A 20659-nucleotide genomic window follows, 5' to 3' on the forward strand; every position below is an offset into this window, starting at 1 on the left:
GCAAAAATAATATATATTATAAAATGAACCGTTTTTAAATAATATAAAATATTAAAATATATTTTACACTGAACCGTTTTTATAGATTTTTATAGATTATCTATAATTATTTATATTGACAAAATAAACAATAAGGAAGTGGAGAAATGAAAACTAATAATTTCTATGAAGATTTAATTACTAAGTTTAGAAAACTAGCTGAGGATAATGACATTATTAATGAAAATATAAAAATAAAGGGAAACATATTAAAACCAGAGGAAGCTATAGGAACTCCTAAAAGAGAAGATTACCCTATATTAAAAGGCAAAGAAAAAATGCTTCAGGCAGAGTTTAAAGGATGTAAAGGACAGGCATTTACTGATATGCCAGGAGAATTTAGTGGAACTATAAAGGAGATCTTAGATAGAAGGATAGAAACAAATTTTGATAGGGGAGTTTTAATCTCAACATTAAATGCTGTATGTAAACATTTAAAAATATGTGATGGAACTATTCATTGTAAGGATGAAGAACCAGAGGAGTGTGCCCAGTTACTTGTTGAGCATATAAAAAGAAATTATGGGGATCCTAAGATTGGATTAATTGGTCTTCAACCAGCTATGCTTGAAAAATTAGCACAAAACTTTAGGGTAAGAACGACAGATTTAGATAAAGATAAAATTAATACTATTAAGTTTGGTGTAAAGATTGAAGATGGAGAGAAAAATACTAAGGATATGTTAAAATGGTGTGACATTATATTGGCAACAGGAAGTGCAGTGGCCAATAGTACTATTACCAATTATATAAACAGTAAGCCAGTAATATTTTTTGGTACAACAATTTCAGCAACAGCATGTTTGAAAGAATTGGATAGATTTTGTCCATGTAGTAAATAAAAGTATAAGGAGTTACATGATGCTAAAAGTATGTGCAGCTATTATAATTCATAATAATAAGATTTTAATAACCCAGCGAAGCTCCAAAATGAAGTTGCCTATGTCATGGGAGTTTCCAGGGGGAAAAATAAATGATAATGAGACACCAGAAGAATGTATAAAAAGAGAAATCTATGAAGAGCTAAATATAGGGATAAAAATCATAGAAAAATTTCACATTAATTATCATAACTATGACTTTGGAGAAATTTGTCTTATTTCATTTTTAGCTTTATGGGAAAGTGGAAAGCTTCTATTAAATGAACATGAAAAGTATTTGTGGGTAAAAAAAGATGAACTTGAAAACTTTGATTTCGCTCCTGCTGATAGACCTGCTGTAGATAGATTAATTAGAAAAAAGTCACTTAAAAATACCGACGAATTGGTATAAAATATAGATTAAAAATCTTTATCCTAAAAACTTTATTTATTCGTTATTGGGGGATGTATAATTCCCCCAACTAACTATTATTAATAATTACCAAACAGTATTATATTACTCTTGGTATTTTGAAATCTCTTCTAAATCATTACTTAAAGAATTAATCTTACTTATAGTATCTCCCATGGAAGATACATCCCTATTTAAATTGTCCATCGTAGCTGCCACTTCTTCTGTAGAGGCTGCCTGTTGCTCTGAAATACTAGCTACATTTTCTATTTGTTCTTGTACAGAAATAATATTAGAAGAAACTTTTTTTATCATTTTAGTTTCTTTAGAAATAGATTCATTTGTTTGTGCAAAACCTTCAGAAAAATCGTTGAAATAAGTTAGTACATCTTCTAGGATATCATTTCCAGACTTCAGAGCTGTATCTCCTTTATGTACTGTGTCTACAGCGGTTTTAGTTTGTCTTGAAAGTTCTTTAATAATATTATTTATATCTTTTACTATCATTGAGCTACCCTCAGCAAGTTTTCTTACTTCATCTGCAACGACAGCGAATCCTTTACCCTGTTCTCCAGCTCTTGCTGCCTCAATAGCAGCATTTAGAGCAAGTAAATTTGTTTGCTCTGCTATATCATTGATAGCATTTAGAAATCCAATGATATCGTCTGTTTTGTTTTGCAGTTGATTTACAATGGTTAATGACGTTCCAACAGCTTCATTAATTGCTTTCATTTGATTTTCCATTTGTTGTACTTTGTCAATACCACCGGAAACCTTTTCTATCATGCTATTAGAGTTTTTTAAAACATTGTTAGAAGCTTTCTGTGTTTCATCCATATCATACCCAATTTCATTCATGTTACTATTTATAATGTTTATACTTTCTGCTTGATGTTGTACTCCTTTTGACATCTCCTGTACTGTAGTGTTTACATTTTCTATAGTAATTAAATTTGAATCCATATTTTCTGTAAACATGTTTATACTGTCATTTAATATTTTTGCCCCATCTTTAGTTTTACCTAATGTTTTATTTAATACATTTACTAAATTTAAAGCTTCATTTGCTTTTTGTTGAGATGTGTTAATAAGGTTTGAACCCCATTTGTTCACAAAGAAAAGACAAGCAATAATAGCATTTAAATTTATCATAACAAGTAAAAACAGAGTTATACGAGTTTGTCCACCTAGAAGGGTTTGGGGAGTAATTAAATAGACTGTTATGAGTAAAGCATTTAAAATAATTCCATGTATTACAATTAGCCTTTTACTAAAATACATTGATATTACAGCGATTGAAAGAAGTATTCCATATGAACCATTGAATCCCATTTCAGGATCAAAAAAGTCCTTTAAAGCAATAAGTGAAATTAGTAAAGCATAAAATATAGCCTTTATTTTACTATTGATATTAATAAAGTAAAATCCCGTCACCAATGCTGCAACTATTATTATAGGTATAGTAATTTTTAAACCCGGTATAAATCCAAATTTAAAAATGGCTATCGAGATTAATAATATAACTATAGAATCGATAATAATAGTACTGACTTTATCGGCATTTTTAAGGTGTTGTCCCATAAATATCTCCTCCTATTATATTTAATATTATTAAGTTTAAAATAAAGCCCCCTTTCTTGAAATAAAACTTTTATGTATCTAAAAGTATCCTCAATAAATATATCGACATATTTCGTCAAAAAAATTAGTTTTATGACGAAATTTTTGTATGATGTAAAAAACTTTATATATATGGCTAAGTAAGTTTAGAAACATATTAATACTTTAAGAAAGAAGGAATTTGTCATAGTAATATGGAATACTTCAAAAAAAGATATAATAATGAGAATTGCATTAAAGCAAATAGAGTTATATTAAAGCTATAAGCTATAATTATGCTATTAAACAATTTTATAAAATTGAAATAGAGGAGTTATGTCAATAAATTATTTGAGAAAATTTTAACTATACAATATTAAACAAAAGAACAAAATTATTATCAAGGAAAACTAACCATGAACTATAAACAAAAACTTAGATTTAATTTTAACTTAAATCGATAAATGGCATAATCTTATCCAAAATATGGAAATCAAAATATATGGTAATGTATGAATATATATATAACTATAAAAAGTATTAAAAATAAAAAACTTGGATATGTATCAGCAATGGCACGTATGACTAAGGATTTAAGAATATTATTGGGGGTTAATGTATGAATAAAATTAACGTGGATATAGTTTATAAGGAAGAAACTATAGAATTATATGGATTAAGTTTAAACTCTAATGATAGATCAATATCTAAAGATATTACTGATTTATCTAAAAAGTATTATAAAGCGGTAGAAAAAAATGAAGGAGAGGTTTTACCATTTTTCACCTTGAGTAGAAATTATAACAAGGAAACTAAAGATTTTAATCTTTTTATAGGGGGAATACTAAAGAATGATAAACTACATAAACATGTTTTACCTCAAGGTTATTATGGGAAAATAATTGTTAAACCAAAGTTAGGATTTTTATGGGGATTAGCCATAGGACAAGCAAAGGGATATTTTTATACAAAGTGGTTACCGAAATCAAATTTTAAAGGACTAAATTTTGAATATGAGTATCACACTGAAGAGAGTATATCAAAAAAACCTAAAATAGAGATATACTTTGCATTAGATAAAAAGGAGTGTATGTAATATTGTAATTGAGATTAGAATAGTAGTGAGACAGAACTTATTATATTGGGGCAGGTTGGGCTACTAAAGTTAACTTTTATCAGGTTATATTAATAGGAGCAGAAAGGATAGCAGAGATGAATTGGTATGGAGAAAAGGAAATGATTGGATTAATATATCATGAGTTAAGTCATGGTGCCCACAGTATAATAAGAGATCAAACTCTAGATATAGAGTTTGATACCCAATGTTTTTATGAAGGTTGGGTTGATTTTAAAGGATATAGCGATGTAGGGTGGTACTTAGGATGTGAATTTATTAAGGATATAAGTTGTGGTTATTCTACTAGAGAACTTGCTAAAATAAAAATGGATGAGTTAGAAGCTTTAGTAATAAATTATTTTAGGAAATTTTAGCTATACAATATTAAGTGAAAGAACAAAATTATTATTAGGAGGAACCAACTATGAACTATAGAGAAATTAAAATTAATAATAATACTGTAAACAAAAGATTAGATTTAATCTTAACTCAAATCGGCAAATGGCATAATCTTACCCCAAAAATATGGAGACCGGAGTATAGAGTAACATTTGAAGATATACAAGAAACCATAGAAAGGATTAAAAATACAAAAAGTGAAGATTTATTTCTTATGGTGGCAGAAGATAATCAAGGTGAAGTAAAGGGCTTTATATGGGCAAATAAACAGGAAGAACCACAGGATAGCATAATGATTTTATCCTTATATGTAACAGAAGATTGTAGAGGACAAGGCATAGCAACGGAGTTAAAAAAACTATTAGAAAAATGGTGTATAGGTAAAGGTATCAAAACTATACAGACAACAACCCATTATAATAACCATAGTATGATTGAATTAAATAAAAAACTTGGATATGTACCGGGTATGGAAGACTCTATAATAGAGATATAATATCGGGGTAGGAAAATAAGGATAGCTTAAGCTATCCTTATTTTTTTGTTATAGACTATTATAATAAATGGATATATGTACAATAATACTAATATAGAGTTTACCAATAATAAACAATTAATTGTCTTTTACATAGTATATATGAAAAGGAAATATTATACGAGAAAGCATATAGCTATATCTACTATTAATACAATAAAATTTTGAAGTATTTAATCTTAGGAGGGATATTTTTGAATAAAATTGCTTTGGTCACTGACAGTACAAGTGATCTAAAAGATGATGAAATTAAAAGGTATAATGTTCATGTGTTGCCTTTAAAAATCCTATATAAGGATAGGGAATATACTGATAGAGTTGATATAACTCCAGAAGAAGTATATAGTAACATGGCAGTTGAGGTTCCTACAACATCTCTCCCTTCATTGAATGATATCGATCAGCTTTTTATGAAACTGAAAAAAGAAGGATATACCCATATAATAGCCGTAACAATCTCTTCAGGTCTATCTGGTACATATAATAGTGTCAAACTTGTCAGCAAGAACTATCCTGAAATTAAGTTTGAGATATTTGATTCACGGGCATTGACCCTTGGGGCTGGGGCTATAATACTAGAATGTGGAGAGATGCTTAGATTAGGTAAAAGTTTTGAAGAAATAGTAACACAACTTCCTAAGTTTAGGGATAAAATAAGTGTGTACTATGTTCTAGATACTCTTAAGTATCTCATGAAAGGAGGAAGAATTGGAAAAGTTTCGGGGAATATAGGTAAGCTTTTAAACGTGAAACCTATTATCTCAATTAATAAAGAAGGGGTTTATTATACTTATAAAAAGGTAAGGGGGAGGAAGAGGAGTATATCAAAGGTTTTTGATATAGTAAAAAATACACTGGAAGAAAAAAAAGGAAAGGTATGGGTTCTACATGGTGGAGCTCAAGAAGAAGCACAGGAACTTTATGAAAAAATCTTACAACTTCCAAATTTAATTAAATTAGAATTTGGAGATATAAGCCCAGTTGCAGGAGTACATACAGGGCCTGGGTTGATTGGTGTTACAATAATGACAGATTAAAAGTATATTTGTATTAATTAAATAAAACATATTTTTAGAAGAACACTGCTTAAAAGGTAGTGTTCTTTCGATTATTTATAAAAACTTTCAAAACTTAAGGATTTCTTAATAATTACAATGTTATTATATTATCATAGAATACCAAGGGAGGTGAGTATTATGATACTCAAAATATTAAGAAAAGATTTACAGAGAAATAAAGTTATAACTATAGCAGTTTTTGCCTTTATTTTGTTATCAGTCAATCAGACTTTGAAACGTTAAAAAGTGGATTTGGAGAAATAGAATATATGATTAGTTACCAGTTAAATGATTTAGAAGATTTACCTAAATTTTCAAATCAGTATGATTCATCAAATCTTCCTAAAAAAGGACCTACTATTGATTATGGACTGATAAAAATAATGAATAGTATAACCGATGGACTAGTAGCTGCAGTAATTATTTTTGTTGCTTTATTACTGAATGTAATAGCTCTTTTATGCTTGAGATTTACAATACTTTCTACAATAGAAGAAGATTATCGTGAAATAGGTGTTATGAAAGCCATAGGTATATCCCACTATGATATAAAACGGGTTTATTAACTATATTAGCTATGGTGCTAGCAATTCTTGTTTCAATATTGATTACATCATTATTTTTAAAAATGCTTATTGCCAAGGATTCATCTCAAATAGCTATTATGAGGAGTATAGGTATATCATTAAGGGACATTCAGATACAGTATATAACTAGAGGGTTAATTGTTCTAAACTTAGGGATTATTATCGGAACTGTTATCTCAAATACATTAGGTGAAAAAATATTAAGCCTTATACTTTCTATAATAGGTGCATATAAAATTGAATTTACGGTTAATCCCATTGAAGCATATTTGTTTACTCCTGTGATGTTAATGACTGTTGTAACAATTACAACATTTTCGAAAAAGAGGGATATAAGGTAAAAATTATAAATGATGGTAAAGAAGCTTTAGACTACTTAGAATTAAATTCTATAAAGCTACTCATATTAGATATAATGTTGCCAGGGATAGATGGATTATCCATTTGTGAAGAGGTGAGAAAAAAATCAAATATTCCTATTATCATAATTAGTGCCAAAACTGGGGAGGATGCTAGAATTATTGGTATAGAACTAGGTGCTGATGACTATATTGAAAAGCCCTACTCAATAAAGGAACTCTGTGTTCGAGTAAAATCTCAACTTAAAAGAGCATATGAGATGAATGTAGAAACAGATAAATTAGTTGATGGTGACTTAACCATTGATACTATAGGGGGACAAGTATTTCTAAAAGGGAAAAAGCTAGCCTTATCGAAAAAGGAATATAAGCTACTTAAGATATTGCTGGAAAATAAAGGACGTGTTATGCGAAAGGAAAATCTTTTTAATATGGTATGGGGAATTGATAGTTTCAGTGAGATTTCAACTTTAACAGTTCATATTAATAAGTTAAGGGAAAAAATTGAAAAGAACCCTAAAAACCCTAAATCTATTATAACGGTTTGGGGTGTGGGATATAGATATGAAGGTACAATATGAAAAGACAACTTTCAGTGATAACAGTAATTTGGTTAATGGCATTAATAATTATTATAAATATTTCAACAAATAATTCCCATACAATTGATGGGATCTATAAAGTGATCATAAATAGGATACATCCTCTATTAACCCAGGATTTAGAAAAGAATATTAAAATTATCAATAAATTAACAGAAGAAGAGATGGAGTTAGTGGAAGATATAGAGATTATTGACTATCAGCATAAGTCCCATGATGAGGTTGGTAGGTTCTTTTATTCTGAGATATCTTCTGGTGATAGGGCGATTTTTAAGCCGATAGAAGGAACGAAATACATAGTCAAATATAAGGTGAAGTCTAGTGATTCTAAAGGTAATACTAAGGTTTTAGTAATATTACTTATCACAGGGGGATATATATATTTAGTTCTTCATATATTAACTCTCAATAGAAAGTTAATTAGACCTTTAATAAGAATTTCTGGTATAACGAAGGAATTAGCAAAGGGGTATTTAGGAAAAATAAATCTCCAATCTAAAAACAAATACTTTAAAGACTTCATTTGGGGACCCGATATGCTTAGGGAACAATTATCATATGAAAGAGATAGAAATCTTAAATTAGAGAAGGAAAGGAAAACCTTGGTGGCTGGATTGTCCCATGATATTAAAACTCCTTTATCTTCAGTTAAAAACTATGCTATAGCTTTAAAGGAGAATATCTATGAGGGAAAAGAAGAGAGAAATAGTGCTTTAGAAATTATATTAGACAAAGTGGAAGTTATTGAGAAGCTAACAAAGGAATTACTAGATACATCATCTAAAGAAATGAGAAGTATAGAGGTAAAACCAAAGGAAATCTATATGATTGATGTACATAATCAATTGGACAGGATCATTCATCAAAAAACAGACCTATTACATATGGACTATATAGAGGCTAAACTACACGAAAATTTAATGGTAATGGTTGATTTAGAACGTTTACAAGAAGTATTTGATAATATTATAGAAAATGCCATAAAGTATGGTGATTTAAAAAAATCCAAGTAAGTTATGACGAGGAAGAAAACTATCAATTAATAGAAATTTGTAATACCGGTGAATCTATACCTAGTACAGAACTTAAGTATATTTTTAATAGTTACTATAGGGGATCCAATGTAAATGATAATCCAGGGTATGGATTGGGGCTATATATATCAAAGGAAATTATGAAAAAGATGCAGGGAGATATTTTTGTTAAGAATACTAAGGATGGTGTAAGTTTTACTATTGTAATTAAGCAAGTGGGATAGTGTATGATAGGTCTCTTAAAGGTAAATATTGGTTGAATATTTTGTGATTTATTATAGGAATGATATAATTAGTATAGTGTAACAAAATTTTATATGAATAGATTGTTATAATCAACTAATATAGTTACAGAAAAGGGGGTTATAATGGTGAAGCATTCAGTTGAACCTATTACTAGATTAGGCTCTGTGCAAAGATTACATAAAACAAGTGCAATACCCTTTGTTCAGGGCCTGAGTCTATAAAAATTTTAATAATGTAGTTTTATGTAGTCTTTGCTCTACTATTTACAAAATAAAAAGTAGATAGGAGCGAAAGATTATGAAATATGAAAACGCAAAAGAAGTATTACCTAAAGATGTGATCAAATTAATTCAAAAATATACAGATGGTAGTTATTTATACATACCTGTCAAGTCTGAAAATATAAAAGCTTGGGGAGAAGAGAGTGGTGCAAAAAGGAGTTTAAAGAAAAGGAATATAGAGATTTTTAATAAGTATAATGAAGGATTATCTATTAAAGAGCTTAGCCACCAATACTATCTTACCGAGCATAGTATTAGAAGAATTATTAGACAAGAAAAAAGAAAAGTATCAGCATAAACAATAAAAGGGTATTTGGTATCTAATCTTAGATATCAAATACCCTTTTATTGTTTAGGAAAGCTATATGGAGACCCTGAATATATTAGATCCCCCTTTAGCCAAATGGCTGAAAGGGGGATTACTACTGAAAAGATAATTTTATATTGACAGTAAGAGGTTACAGGTGTAAACTATAAATGCAAAAGGTTACACCTGTAACCTGGAAGGAGGTATAGGCCATGAGTAAATTAGTTTCGAAAATAACAGATTCAGAAGTTGAAGTAATGCGTGTTTTATGGGAGGCAGAGGGTGAACTACCCATTGGTGACATTAGAAGGATCCTTGAGAAAAATAGTAATTGGAAAAGGTCTACAATAAAAACTCTGCTTCGAAGACTTTGTAAAAAGGGGGTAGTTTTAGCAATCAAAAAAGAAGTATTTTATTATAAACCACTTGTTAGTGAAAGGGAGTATAAAGAATATACAACCCAAAGCTTAATTGATCGAGTGTATTCTGGTAGTGCCAAGAATCTTGTTGCATCCCTTGTGGGAAATAAAAAGCTAGATAATCATGATATTGAGGAGTTACGTAGTCTATTTAAAGTGGAGGATAACAGGGATGAATGAAACAATTAAATTTTTATTATCACTTTCATTATCGGGGAGTATTATTGGGGTATTAATATTTACCCTTAAACCTTTTATAAAACATAGGTTATCAAAAAAGATACAGTATTATATATGGATTATAGTGCTACTAAGACTTATAACTCCATTTTCCGTTGAAGATAGTATAATGAATGATGTATTTTATAGTAATAAAGCACCTGTAGCAATAGAAAAACAGAATACTATTAAACCAATGGAGATTACATCGAATAATATCATTATTTCAACACCAGTATCTAAAGTTCAAGAAAATATAGTACCAGAGATTTATAATGATAAGGTTAATGACAGTAGAGGATTTATTGATATACTTAATAAATATGCTGTATCCATATGGATACTTGGTTTAATGACAGTACTTTTAGGAAACTTGTCTGGCTATATAAGGTTTCTAAAGCAATTGAAAACAGGATATAGACCAGCAACTGATAAAGAAAATAAAATATTTTATAAACTACTAAATGGAAGAAAAGGTGTGAAACTTGTACGTAATCGGTTTGTAACTACACCTATGCTAATTGGGCTTTTCAAGCCTTACATTATAATTCCAGATGTGGATTTTAATGAAAAGCAACTTAAAAATATTTTACTTCATGAGATTTCCCACCTTAGACATTTTGATATAGGGATAAAATGGTTAACTATGGTAGCTACTTCCATCCATTGGTTTAATCCTTTTATGCACTTCTTTAAAAAGGAAATTAACCATGCTTGTGAATTAGCCTGTGATGAAGCAGTTATTAAGAAGCTTAATTCATCAGAAAAACAAGATTATGGTGATACATTAATATCTGTTATAGCAGAGCATAAATATTCTACTTCGGTACTACAGGCAACTATGTGTGAAGAAAAAAAGACCTTGAAAGAAAGATTAATAGCAATTATGAATCATAGTAAAAAATCAAAACTTATAATATTTTTCTCAATAATTTTACTAGGATTTATAATATTTGGGTCATTATTTTTAGGGGTAGGAGTTAATAAAGAAAAGAGCAGTCCACCTAATATAACCATACGTACAGAAGGAGAAAAAACAAAAGAAGCCCAAATAGGTAGTTATTCTTGGAGGACTGGGGATGAGCATATACAAGCTGATTCAGATATACCTATTAATTTCCAATATAGAGTAAATAATATAGTTTCAACATCATCTAAGGAGCAGCTTATTATTGAGACTGAGAAATTAAAAAAGAATAAAGAATATGATTTTAAAGTGGAAAATATAGTCGTTTATAAAGGGGATAAAGAGATAGAAATTGATATAGAATCAAGGGTTACAAATAGTAAACTATATATACAGTCTCCACCTGATTCAGGGGAATATATTTATACTTTAGAGTTGAATTTTAAGAATAGGGGAATAGTTACATATGGATTTGTTGTAAGGGTTAATATGATGACATATGATTTGGAGGAGATTTCAAAATATAAAACACCATATCTTGGGAATCATATAAAGACAATGGCTATCGCTGGTCTTTTACCCGTTCCAGATAGATACTTTATACAGAGGTATACATCTATGGAAACAAGTAATAGACCTTATGGTCTTACAATATATTACGAGGCAAAATCACCAACAAAAGATGGAGAAAAATGGCCTATCCTAACACCAAAAGATATTATTAAAGCAAAGTCAAAAACAAATGCATTGGTTGCTTTTTCTATGATTGATAATCTTGATGAATTGACATTTGCATTCCGAAATACAAAATCTGATGGAATATTGGATAAGTCAAAGTATAATACTAAATTTAAATTTGAAAGATCTTATTTTGAAGAAAAGTATGGGAATCTTTCTAAACTTAGTAATGATTTAGATTTACTAAAGGATATATTAACAGATAAGAAAATTATAAAAGGGGTTGAAACGGAAGAACAATTTTCCCAGGAAATCATTGACCTTGTGGAAGAAAATTTGAAGTCCATAATGTCATCCCCTAAAGAATCCTCTAATCCAAGGGATTATGTTAAAGCACACGAAGATGAATACGAAGATATTATTAAATATGGGGGAGAAGAAGCACTTAAATATATGCTTTCTCAGTTTCATAAAGGGGATGTGGATGGACTTCGAGGTCAACTTATGATGACACTTTGTAAGGAATTATTAGGTCAAAGGGATAATGTAACAGATGAAACTTTATCTCCTATGGAATGGTTTCAACAGCTTGATATAAGAGAAGAGGTTATCCTTCCTGATTTTTCTTATAAAGGAGATTATCCCATTGAAAAGTTGGTATACGAAACTGAAATTGAAAAGAAGAAAAATAACAGAAGAGGTGGTTTTACTATAATAGCCCCCCATATTTTTGGAAGTTATAAGGAAGAAAATAAACTAAAGGTTTTTGTTACAACATATAGTATTAGATATAAACTATATGATAAGGTCCTTGTTGAAGATGAAGGTTCCATTATTCCAGTTTCTATAACATATGTAAAGAATGACAATGGAAACTATTCTTTAGACGAATATCAGCAGGCTATGGATGGAGCTTACTTTACTAGTTCAATAAAGGAGTTTTGTGTACTGCCTGTATCTGGGAAAAATATAAAGGGACTTGCCGATGAAATTCTTAATCATTATGGCAATCGCAAAGATATTGCCATATTACAGCGGGAAAATTTAATTAAGCATCTAAAGGAGAATAATCAATATGGGGTTTCCTTATATGAAAAAAACTATGAAAATGATGATGAATTAATTCCTCTTACATAGCAACTCAAAGGTGCTAAATTAATTAAGATTATAACCTTTTATAAAATAACTACTAAAATCACAAAAAAGATAGGGGTATTCTACCTCATGATATTAAAACTCCATTATCTTTAGTTAAAAACTATGCCATACAATATAATAATAAAATTTAGTTGCTAGGGGGTTCGTAATCCCACAGCTCATTGAAAATATAGTCTTTGGCATAATAGGTATTCTCGAAGAAAAACTAAGTGGTTTAATGTATTGAATCACTACATATATTTATGGGATTACCAATTCCCTGCTCTCTGCATCTTGTACTCTGGACAGCACAAAGGAGTGCCAACGGCACCTTTGTGCTATATAAAGGTAAGATTACCAGTGTCTGTTATGCATGTGCAGTAGGGAATAATAAATTAGAGTTAGATGTAGAAACATCTAAGGAATTTCAAGGTAAAGGTCTAGCCACTCTAGTTACATCAATATTTATTAATAAGTGTATTAAAAAAGGGATGGCTCCAGTTTGAGAGTGTTATAAAGAAAATCAAACCTCTTATCATTTAGCTAAGAAAATAGGTTTTGAGGAGAAAAGTAGTTATGATAAATATTGGTGGATTCTTCAAAGAAAAAATTAAAATACTAAAAGAGTTTTTGATACAATAGTAGTAATTAGCTTATCAAAAATATTTAGATTAATAAAATGGAGGGAATAAAAATGAATATAAAAGGAAATGTTAGTAGTTTGTTTTGTTCAATAGATAAATATTGGTCACCAAAGGTAATTGCAGAAGTAAATGAAGACTACATAAAAATAGCAAAATTTAAAGGTGAAATAGTATGGCATATCCATGAAAATGAAGATGAAATGTTCTATGTTATAAAGGGAAACTTTGATCTTCATTTGGAAGATGAAGTAATCACATTAAATGAAGGGGATTATTACGTAGTAAAAAAAGGAATAAAACATAGGCCAATGGCAAAGGAGGAATGCTGGGTAATGCTAATTGAAAAAAAAGAAACGAAACACACTGGTAAAGTGATTACAGATATAACTAAATCCATCGAAGATCAGTTAGAGTAGGGTATCTGATGGATTATTAGATAAGCCAAAGTATAATATTAAATTTCAAAGGTCTTATTTTGAGGAGAAATATGATGATCTCTCCAAACTTTCCAGTGATTTAGACTTGCTAAGGGATATATTAAAAGAAAATTACTAAAGATATTGCTAGATAGGATTAGTTTTCTAAAGGAACGAGAGAAAATATATGGATAGATTATCCCTATGTTAAATTGTTAATAAATAACTAGATAAGAAATCTGAAAAAGGGGATGTTAATTTGAAACTATTATTTAAAGAATATAATATAGAAATACCTGTGACACTTAGTGAAGTTGAAAGAAAAGATATTTTAAAGTTAGCTGAAATTTCAAATATATATGACAAAATTCATATGGAATTCAACTTAGAAAGGAAAGAAAATAGCGAAGTAAAGGATTTATTATGTTATAAGGGAAAACAGCTTATAGGATATCTAGTTATTTATCCTAGTTATAAGAAGGGAAATGTCAAAATAACTGGAACGGTACATCCTGAATTTAGAAGGCAAGGAATTTTCTCAGCTTTATTTAAAAAGGCAAAGGAAGTTTGTTTAGGAGATGACATTCACACGATAACTCTCATTAATGAACAGGGGTCAAAAGGGGGAACTGAAGTTGCTTATTACTTAGGTGGGGAGTTGGAGTATTCTACTTACAAAATGAACTTTCAAAGAGAGTTATATCAAAAAAAGCCTAAGACAGTAGATCATTTCTCTTTCAGAAAAGCTTGTAAAGAAGATATAGATGATTTAGTAAGAATAGGTACAGAGGGATTTGGAACCACAGAGGAGGAAGAAAGGTCTTTTATAAAAAGTAATTTGAAGGATACTAACCGTAATGTTTTTGTTGGTGAGATCAAAGGGAAAATAGTAGGTACTATTTCAGCGAGACAGTGGAGTGAAAAAATGTTAATTAGTGATTTGGTAGTTTTAAAAAGTTATAGAGGCCAGGGGATTGGTAGAAAAATATTATCAAAAACTATTGACAAACTTCTTAATAAAGGATTAGATAAAATTACTCTTGTTGTGGAAACACAGAATAAAAACGCATTATTATTATACAAAGATTGTGGATTTAAAGTAGATAATGCAAATGACTTTTATAAGATATCCATTTAATACAGTAACAATTTAAAAGAATATAGGCTGTTAAAAGCAAAGATACTCTCTATATTGGAGTCATTTATAGGGAGTATTTTTTTATTATTTCATTATTCTTTAATAATCAGTTAATAAATAGTTAAGGATTTAATTAACCCTTTTATATTATTATATATATAACATCTACTGTAGATTATTTAAAGGTTAATAAATATTAAATTATTAATAATAAAAATCATTGGTCTTATTTAATAAGGTGGAAAGGGGAAAGAATAATGAAACAGGTTGTATTAGAAGGTAAAAGTCTTTGTAAGACATTTACTAATGGAGAAGTATCAACTAATGTTATAAGAAATCTAGATGTTGAAGTATACAAAGGGGATTTCACAGTAATAATGGGTACATCAGGGGCAGGTAAATCAACATTACTATATTTGTTAAGTGGTATAGATAATATTACCTCTGGAGAGATTTATTTAAATGAAAAACGTATTGATAATATAAAGGAAAGTAAAATGATAGATATTAGAAGGAATCAAATTGGTTTTGTATTTCAAGAGCCAAATCTTTTAGATGATTTTTCAGTTTATGAAAATATTATTATAACAGGATATTTAGGTGTAAAGGACCGTAAAAAAGTCCATAGTAATACAGATGAACTATTAAATAATATAGATATGATGGATCATAAGGCCAAATATCCTTCCCAATTATCCGGGGGACAAAAGCAACGGGTGGCTATTGCTAGGAGTCTAATCAATAATCCTAATATAGTCTTTGCAGATGAACCAACGGGAGCTTTAAATGCAAAACAAAGTGAGCAGGCTCTAGATTTACTATCAGATATTAATGATTTAGGTCAAACAATATTAATGGTTACCCATGACATAAAAGCTGCATGTAGAGGGAATCGGATCCTTTATATTAAAGATGGTAAAATTGATGGAGAGTTAAATCTAGATCAATTTATGGTAGATAGTTTAGAGGAACGGGAAAAACAAATATTTGATTTTATCATGAGTAAGGGGTGGTAGTATGATTATTGGACTAAAATCTGCATTTGCTATGATAAGAAGAAAAAAAATGCAAAGCTTTCTTATAGGATTGACAATTATGCTAACAGCTCTACTAATTTATACTGGATTATCTTTAATGAATCAGTCAGCTCCATTTGATGAAATGTACAGCCGAGCAAAGGGTTCGGAAAGCTTATTATACCTAGATCCAAGGGTGAACGATATAGAGGATATTAAGGGATGGTTAGAAAATTATAAGACTGTAAAGGGTGTTAGTAAATTTCATTCATATAATAGTAAGGTTGAATTTATGAAAGACAATGAAAAAGTAAGTAATAGCCTACTAATTACGGAGTTTGTAGAAAACAGTAAACAAGATATAATATATATCGATGAAAATGAAAAGGCCCCAGCACCCAAAAGTGGTGAGATCTATATCCCATATAGTTTTGCAAGTAATAACGAATTAAAAATTGGTGATACAATAGAAGTTTATTTCAATGGAAAGAATTATGAATTTACTGTTGCAAAGCTCACTGTGGACCCTCAGTTTAATAATGGATTTATGTCACCATTTAGATCCTTTGTCTCTCCAGATTTTTTTCAAAGAGAAGGTATAAGTCCAAATACAGCATTATTGGGTATTAAATATAAAAATTATACATTACAAAAAGAAAAGGCTCTTAAAAAAGACTTTGATTCTTATATGGTTGATACTATCCAGCCAACTTTCATAGGCTATTTAGAAATTGATGCTGCTTATAATATGATTGGGAATATGATTGCAGCGATGTTATTAATAATATCAATTTTTATGTTTGTTATTGTTATATTTATAATACGGGTTACAATTAGAAATCAAATTTTACACCAATATAAAACCATTGGAGTTAGAAAAGTAATTGGATATAGCAGTGGACAAATTAGACAAATGTTTTTATACATGTATATTATAATTGGAATAATTGCATCATCTATTGGTGCAATCTTAGGGGTTCCCGTAAGAAATTTATTAGAAAAAGCATTAACGAAGAATCTACAAGTAGATGTTAAGAACAACTTAGATTTGTATATTGGAATTACTATATTAGCAATATTAGGATTATTATTTATCTTTGTATCCTTAGCTGCAAATAAAGCTAATAAAATTAAACCAATACAAGCTATAAAATATGGTATGCCCGAGAATAAACTAAAAAGAGCAAAGTTCAGTGTAGACAGGTTACAAAAGGCTCCGTTAAGTATTGTTTTAGCTATAAAACAAATACTTATGGATAAGAAGAAAGCAGTATTAACTATAGTTTCTATAATGATAATCACATTTGTTAGTTTAACCATTAGTAACATCACTGGTTCTATGTCCAATGCAAGACATTTTTCAAAATATTTGATGGCTATGAAGGCAGGAGATGTCTCAGTCACTTACTCCGGTGGTATGGCAACAAAGGAAGTGATGGATAGGATAGAGAATATTGAAAATGTGGATAGAATAGTATTTAATAAGAAAGAATTATCAGTTAGTACCCTTTCTAAAGATGGTACTGAAAGTATCCCTTTATTGGGAACAAAGATATATGGAAATCCAGATAATGATCTAATGGTCTTAGGTGAGGGTAGACAGCCGGTGAATAATAATGAGATAGTGATCAGTTCTCCAGTCATGGATAAAACGGGAAAGGAGATTGGAGATTATATCACAATCAAGAAGGCAACCGGTGATAAAAAATATTTAATTACAGGCATATACGATTCAGTTATACATTCAGGATTATCTTATATGTTAGTTGAAAAAGAGATTTCAAGGGAGAAAAAGCATAGCGATGGCTACTATTGGTTATATCTGAACACAGAAAATGTTATAATAGAAGAAATAGAAGAAAGTATTATAGATTTATTGGGTGATGGGGCAACGGTGGCGGAATTTGATAGTGATTCACTACAGATAATTAGTACAATCAAAACACTACCCTTTGTAACCAATATGGTACTAGCTATTTTCTTAATAGTATGTGGAATAATTATATTTAATTGGACTTTAATCGATATCAGTAGGTCAACAAAAGTATATGGGATATTAAAGGCTACAGGGTTTAGTAATAAACAGTTAAGGATTTTACTTATAACTAAATCAATGTTATTAACATTAGTTGGGGCATTTGTTGGTTATACATTATGTGCTTTAACAATAGATAAAGTGATGACAGCTATGTTTAAAGTGACACCCTATAGCACAATTAAATTACCAGTTGAATTTATCCATGGACAAGGTATATTGATTATTGCTTTATATTGTTTAATAGCCTTGGTTGCCACTCTTATACCTACAAGGAAAATTGCTAGTATTTCACCAAAGGATTTGATTACTGAATAAGGCATTTGTAAGGAAATAATAAGCCTAGATTGAGGTGATTTATATGAACAAGAAACGTGTGCTTATTGTAGATGATGAAAAGGAAATTGCAGATATATTAAGGGATTTTATAGCAAATGAAGGGATAGAGGTTATGACTGCCTATGATGGAGAAGAAGCTTATAATAAATTTAAAAGCTTTTCTCCATCCCTTGTTATTTTAGATATTATGCTTCCCGACGATGATGGAATGGAGATATGTAGGCGTATACGTAATGAATCGGATATCCCTATTATTATGCTAAGTGCAAAGGATGCAGATATTGATAAAATACTTTCCCTTGGATTAGGTGCAGATGATTATTTAACAAAACCCTTTAGCCCAGCTGTGGTTGTGGCTCATGTTAAAGCCCATCTAAGAAGATATATGGCAACAAATAACAACGATGCAGACAAAGGATTGGTTATTAAAAATATGATGATTGATCCTAAAAAACACTTGGTAAAAATAGATGGTAGACAAATCGAACTAGTGAATAAAGAATTTGAAATTTTGTGGTTATTGGCATCCAATGCCGGTACGGTTTTTACTAAGGAAGAAATCTATGATGAGATATGGGGGCCTGATGAGTTTGGGGAGATAGGTACAGTGACTGTACATATAAGAAAAATTAGAACCAAAGTAGAAGTAGATCCTGCTAATCCAACGTATATTAAGACAATATGGGGAGTGGGGTATAAGCTTGATGATGAGTAAGATTTATAAGAAAAGCTATATTATTACTATTTTATGTACTATTGGAATTATAATAACTTTAGTTATAGGTTGGAGAATAAGTGAAAAAGAAGAGAGTTCAAATATTGTAAATGAAATGAGGATTCAAGTAAATCCTGAATATGATCTTATAGTTAATAACTGGCCTCTTTCAAGGGATATACAAAAACAATTAGATGAGAAGCTTAGAGATAAAGCACTAGCTTGTACCATAACTAATTTAGAAGGTTTAGTTATTTATGAATACAACAGTGGATTTAAACTTGGTAATAAAATTGACTTAACAGAGCATTTATATTCTGATCATAGTTATAAAATAAGAAATAAAGATAAGTATTTATTAAGCTTTCCCATATATAATAAAGGCTCTATTGTAGGATTTTCCATATTTGAAACAGTTATAGATGGGGGAGATGGTAATTATATACCAATCCAGTGGAAATTTGCTATTATACTACTGAGTGTATTATGGGTTATAAGTGTTATTGTAACTATTACCAGCTACCATAAAAGTCTATTAAATCCTTTTGAAAAATTGATCGATGGATTAGACCATGTATCTAAAGGGGTTTTCAAGCCATTAAAGTTACCTGAAGAATCAGAGAAAAGAGAAGTCTATATTAGTTATAATCGTATGGTAGAGGAACTATCCTATTTAATGAAAAAACAACAGTCCTATGAAGGACAGAGAAAAAGCTTTTTAACTACCATTGGTCATGAGCTAAAAACACCTATAGCAACTATAAATGCATATATTGAGGGGTTAGTTAGTGGAGTAGCAAAAGATGAAGAAACAAGACACAATTATCAAAGGGTTATACAGGATAAGATGAAGAGTTTAATGAACCAGGTGGACAACCTGTTTAAATATGCTCAAGATGATATGAATCAGTTTAAATATAATTTTGAAGAAGTATATGCAGACGATGTGTTCAATAAACTATTAAAAATTATTATTGATAAAGATAATAAACGGAAAGTAGTTATTAAGAATGATATACCAAAGTGTATGATTAATGTGGATGTTATTAGAATAGAACAGGTGATTTTAAATTTTTATAATAATGCTATAAAGCATACACAAAATAATGATACTATAATAATCCAAGGATATAGGCAAGAAAATGAGATATTAATATCGGTAAAAGATAATGGAGAAGGAATTGATCCTAAGGATTTACCCTATATATTTGATTATTATTATCAAGGCAAAACATCAAAAAAATCAGATTATGAAGGTGTGGGCTTAGGACTTGCCATATGTAAGGAGATAATAAATAAACATGGAGGGAAAATATTTGTTAAGAGTCAACTGGGTAAGGGAACTAAGATAAGTTTTACTATACCCGTTGTGTGATAATAATAATTTTAATGTTTAACTGAGCAATTAGCTCAGTTTTTCTATGGGTAAATTTTTGATTGAAAAATATTAAACAGTTGGTAATATTAAACTTTTTGTTGTAAAATATGTATAGGGAAATTAGTGCAACATATTATAATCTTCCATATAGGATATGGCCAATTGATATTAACTATTTTATCA

The 20659-nt window shown here is 29.6% G+C and carries 22 protein-coding genes; 21 read left to right on the plus strand and 1 reads right to left on the minus strand.

Going from position 1 to position 20659, the window contains the following annotated elements; translation table 11 throughout:
• Positions 1 to 146 precede the first annotated feature (146 nt).
• A complete protein-coding gene (locus tag V6137_RS07270; protein WP_425447239.1) occupies positions 147 to 881 on the plus strand; it encodes a Rossmann-like domain-containing protein in 735 nt (244 codons plus the stop codon).
• 19 nt (positions 882 to 900) lie between these two features.
• Complete coding sequence (locus tag V6137_RS07275) at positions 901 to 1311, plus strand: (deoxy)nucleoside triphosphate pyrophosphohydrolase (RefSeq protein ID WP_425447240.1); 411 nt, start codon at positions 901 to 903, stop codon at positions 1309 to 1311.
• A gap of 105 nt (positions 1312 to 1416) precedes the next feature.
• Here the strand turns inward: V6137_RS07275 and V6137_RS07280 are convergent, their stop codons facing one another.
• Positions 1417 to 2892 (minus strand): methyl-accepting chemotaxis protein, encoded by a 1476-nt coding sequence (locus tag V6137_RS07280; RefSeq protein WP_425447241.1) that lies wholly within the window; start codon positions 2890 to 2892, stop codon positions 1417 to 1419.
• 637 nt (positions 2893 to 3529) lie between these two features.
• On the opposite strand from V6137_RS07280, the gene V6137_RS07285 reads away from it, so the two are divergent.
• The 19 genes from V6137_RS07285 (at position 3530) to V6137_RS07375 (ending at position 20473) form a co-directional block, all read left to right on the plus strand.
• On the plus strand, positions 3530 to 4006 hold the full coding sequence (locus V6137_RS07285; RefSeq protein WP_425447242.1) for a hypothetical protein: 477 nt from the start codon (positions 3530 to 3532) through the stop codon (positions 4004 to 4006).
• A gap of 116 nt (positions 4007 to 4122) precedes the next feature.
• On the plus strand, positions 4123 to 4401 hold the full coding sequence (locus V6137_RS07290; RefSeq protein ID WP_425447243.1) for a hypothetical protein: 279 nt from the start codon (positions 4123 to 4125) through the stop codon (positions 4399 to 4401).
• 50 nt (positions 4402 to 4451) lie between these two features.
• On the plus strand, positions 4452 to 4922 hold the full coding sequence (locus tag V6137_RS07295; protein ID WP_425447244.1) for a GNAT family N-acetyltransferase: 471 nt from the start codon (positions 4452 to 4454) through the stop codon (positions 4920 to 4922).
• 233 nt (positions 4923 to 5155) lie between these two features.
• Positions 5156 to 5998 (plus strand): DegV family protein, encoded by an 843-nt coding sequence (locus V6137_RS07300; protein WP_425447245.1) that lies wholly within the window; start codon positions 5156 to 5158, stop codon positions 5996 to 5998.
• Positions 5999 to 6288: 290 nt separating this feature from the next.
• Positions 6289 to 6585, plus strand: coding sequence for an ABC transporter permease family protein (locus V6137_RS07305; RefSeq protein WP_425447246.1), 297 nt, complete (start codon positions 6289 to 6291; stop codon positions 6583 to 6585).
• An 11-nt stretch (positions 6586 to 6596) separates the two neighbouring features.
• Complete coding sequence (locus tag V6137_RS07310; RefSeq protein WP_425447247.1) at positions 6597 to 6947, plus strand: FtsX-like permease family protein; 351 nt, start codon at positions 6597 to 6599, stop codon at positions 6945 to 6947.
• A 5-nt stretch (positions 6948 to 6952) separates the two neighbouring features.
• On the plus strand, positions 6953 to 7546 hold the full coding sequence (locus V6137_RS07315) for a response regulator transcription factor (RefSeq protein ID WP_425447302.1): 594 nt from the start codon (positions 6953 to 6955) through the stop codon (positions 7544 to 7546).
• The gene (locus V6137_RS07320; protein ID WP_425447248.1) at positions 7543 to 8580 is read left to right on the plus strand and encodes a sensor histidine kinase; all 1038 of its coding nucleotides are present in this window, start codon (positions 7543 to 7545) and stop codon (positions 8578 to 8580) included. Before V6137_RS07315 ends, V6137_RS07320 begins: the two co-directional genes overlap by 4 nt.
• A gap of 35 nt (positions 8581 to 8615) precedes the next feature.
• Positions 8616 to 8825: a sensor histidine kinase gene (locus V6137_RS07325; RefSeq protein WP_425447303.1), complete on the plus strand. Its 210-nt coding sequence runs from the start codon at positions 8616 to 8618 to the stop codon at positions 8823 to 8825.
• A 319-nt stretch (positions 8826 to 9144) separates the two neighbouring features.
• A complete protein-coding gene (locus V6137_RS07330; RefSeq protein ID WP_425447249.1) occupies positions 9145 to 9426 on the plus strand; it encodes a CD3324 family protein in 282 nt (93 codons plus the stop codon).
• A gap of 221 nt (positions 9427 to 9647) precedes the next feature.
• Complete coding sequence (locus V6137_RS07335; protein WP_425447250.1) at positions 9648 to 10034, plus strand: BlaI/MecI/CopY family transcriptional regulator; 387 nt, start codon at positions 9648 to 9650, stop codon at positions 10032 to 10034.
• A complete protein-coding gene (locus V6137_RS07340; protein ID WP_425447251.1) occupies positions 10027 to 12795 on the plus strand; it encodes a M56 family metallopeptidase in 2769 nt (922 codons plus the stop codon). The genes V6137_RS07335 and V6137_RS07340 overlap by 8 nt, the downstream gene beginning before the upstream one ends.
• A gap of 263 nt (positions 12796 to 13058) precedes the next feature.
• Positions 13059 to 13301: a GNAT family N-acetyltransferase gene (locus tag V6137_RS07345; RefSeq protein WP_425447252.1), complete on the plus strand. Its 243-nt coding sequence runs from the start codon at positions 13059 to 13061 to the stop codon at positions 13299 to 13301.
• A gap of 188 nt (positions 13302 to 13489) precedes the next feature.
• Positions 13490 to 13855, plus strand: coding sequence for a cupin domain-containing protein (locus V6137_RS07350; protein WP_425447253.1), 366 nt, complete (start codon positions 13490 to 13492; stop codon positions 13853 to 13855).
• Between the two features lie 259 nt (positions 13856 to 14114).
• Complete coding sequence (locus V6137_RS07355; protein WP_425447254.1) at positions 14115 to 14993, plus strand: GNAT family N-acetyltransferase; 879 nt, start codon at positions 14115 to 14117, stop codon at positions 14991 to 14993.
• Between the two features lie 257 nt (positions 14994 to 15250).
• A complete protein-coding gene (locus V6137_RS07360) occupies positions 15251 to 16009 on the plus strand; it encodes an ABC transporter ATP-binding protein (protein WP_425447255.1) in 759 nt (252 codons plus the stop codon).
• A gap of 1 nt (position 16010) precedes the next feature.
• Complete coding sequence (locus V6137_RS07365; protein WP_425447256.1) at positions 16011 to 18362, plus strand: ABC transporter permease; 2352 nt, start codon at positions 16011 to 16013, stop codon at positions 18360 to 18362.
• Between the two features lie 43 nt (positions 18363 to 18405).
• Positions 18406 to 19098 carry a response regulator gene (locus tag V6137_RS07370; RefSeq protein WP_425447257.1) on the plus strand — a complete coding sequence of 231 codons (693 nt, stop codon included), beginning with the start codon at positions 18406 to 18408 and terminating at the stop codon, positions 19096 to 19098.
• Positions 19088 to 20473: a sensor histidine kinase gene (locus V6137_RS07375; RefSeq protein ID WP_425447258.1), complete on the plus strand. Its 1386-nt coding sequence runs from the start codon at positions 19088 to 19090 to the stop codon at positions 20471 to 20473. Before V6137_RS07370 ends, V6137_RS07375 begins: the two co-directional genes overlap by 11 nt.
• Positions 20474 to 20659 lie beyond the last annotated feature (186 nt).

This window comes from Dethiothermospora halolimnae, from assembly GCF_037577855.1.
In the GTDB taxonomy this organism is placed as follows: Bacteria; Bacillota; Clostridia; order Tissierellales; family VENL01; genus Dethiothermospora; species Dethiothermospora halolimnae.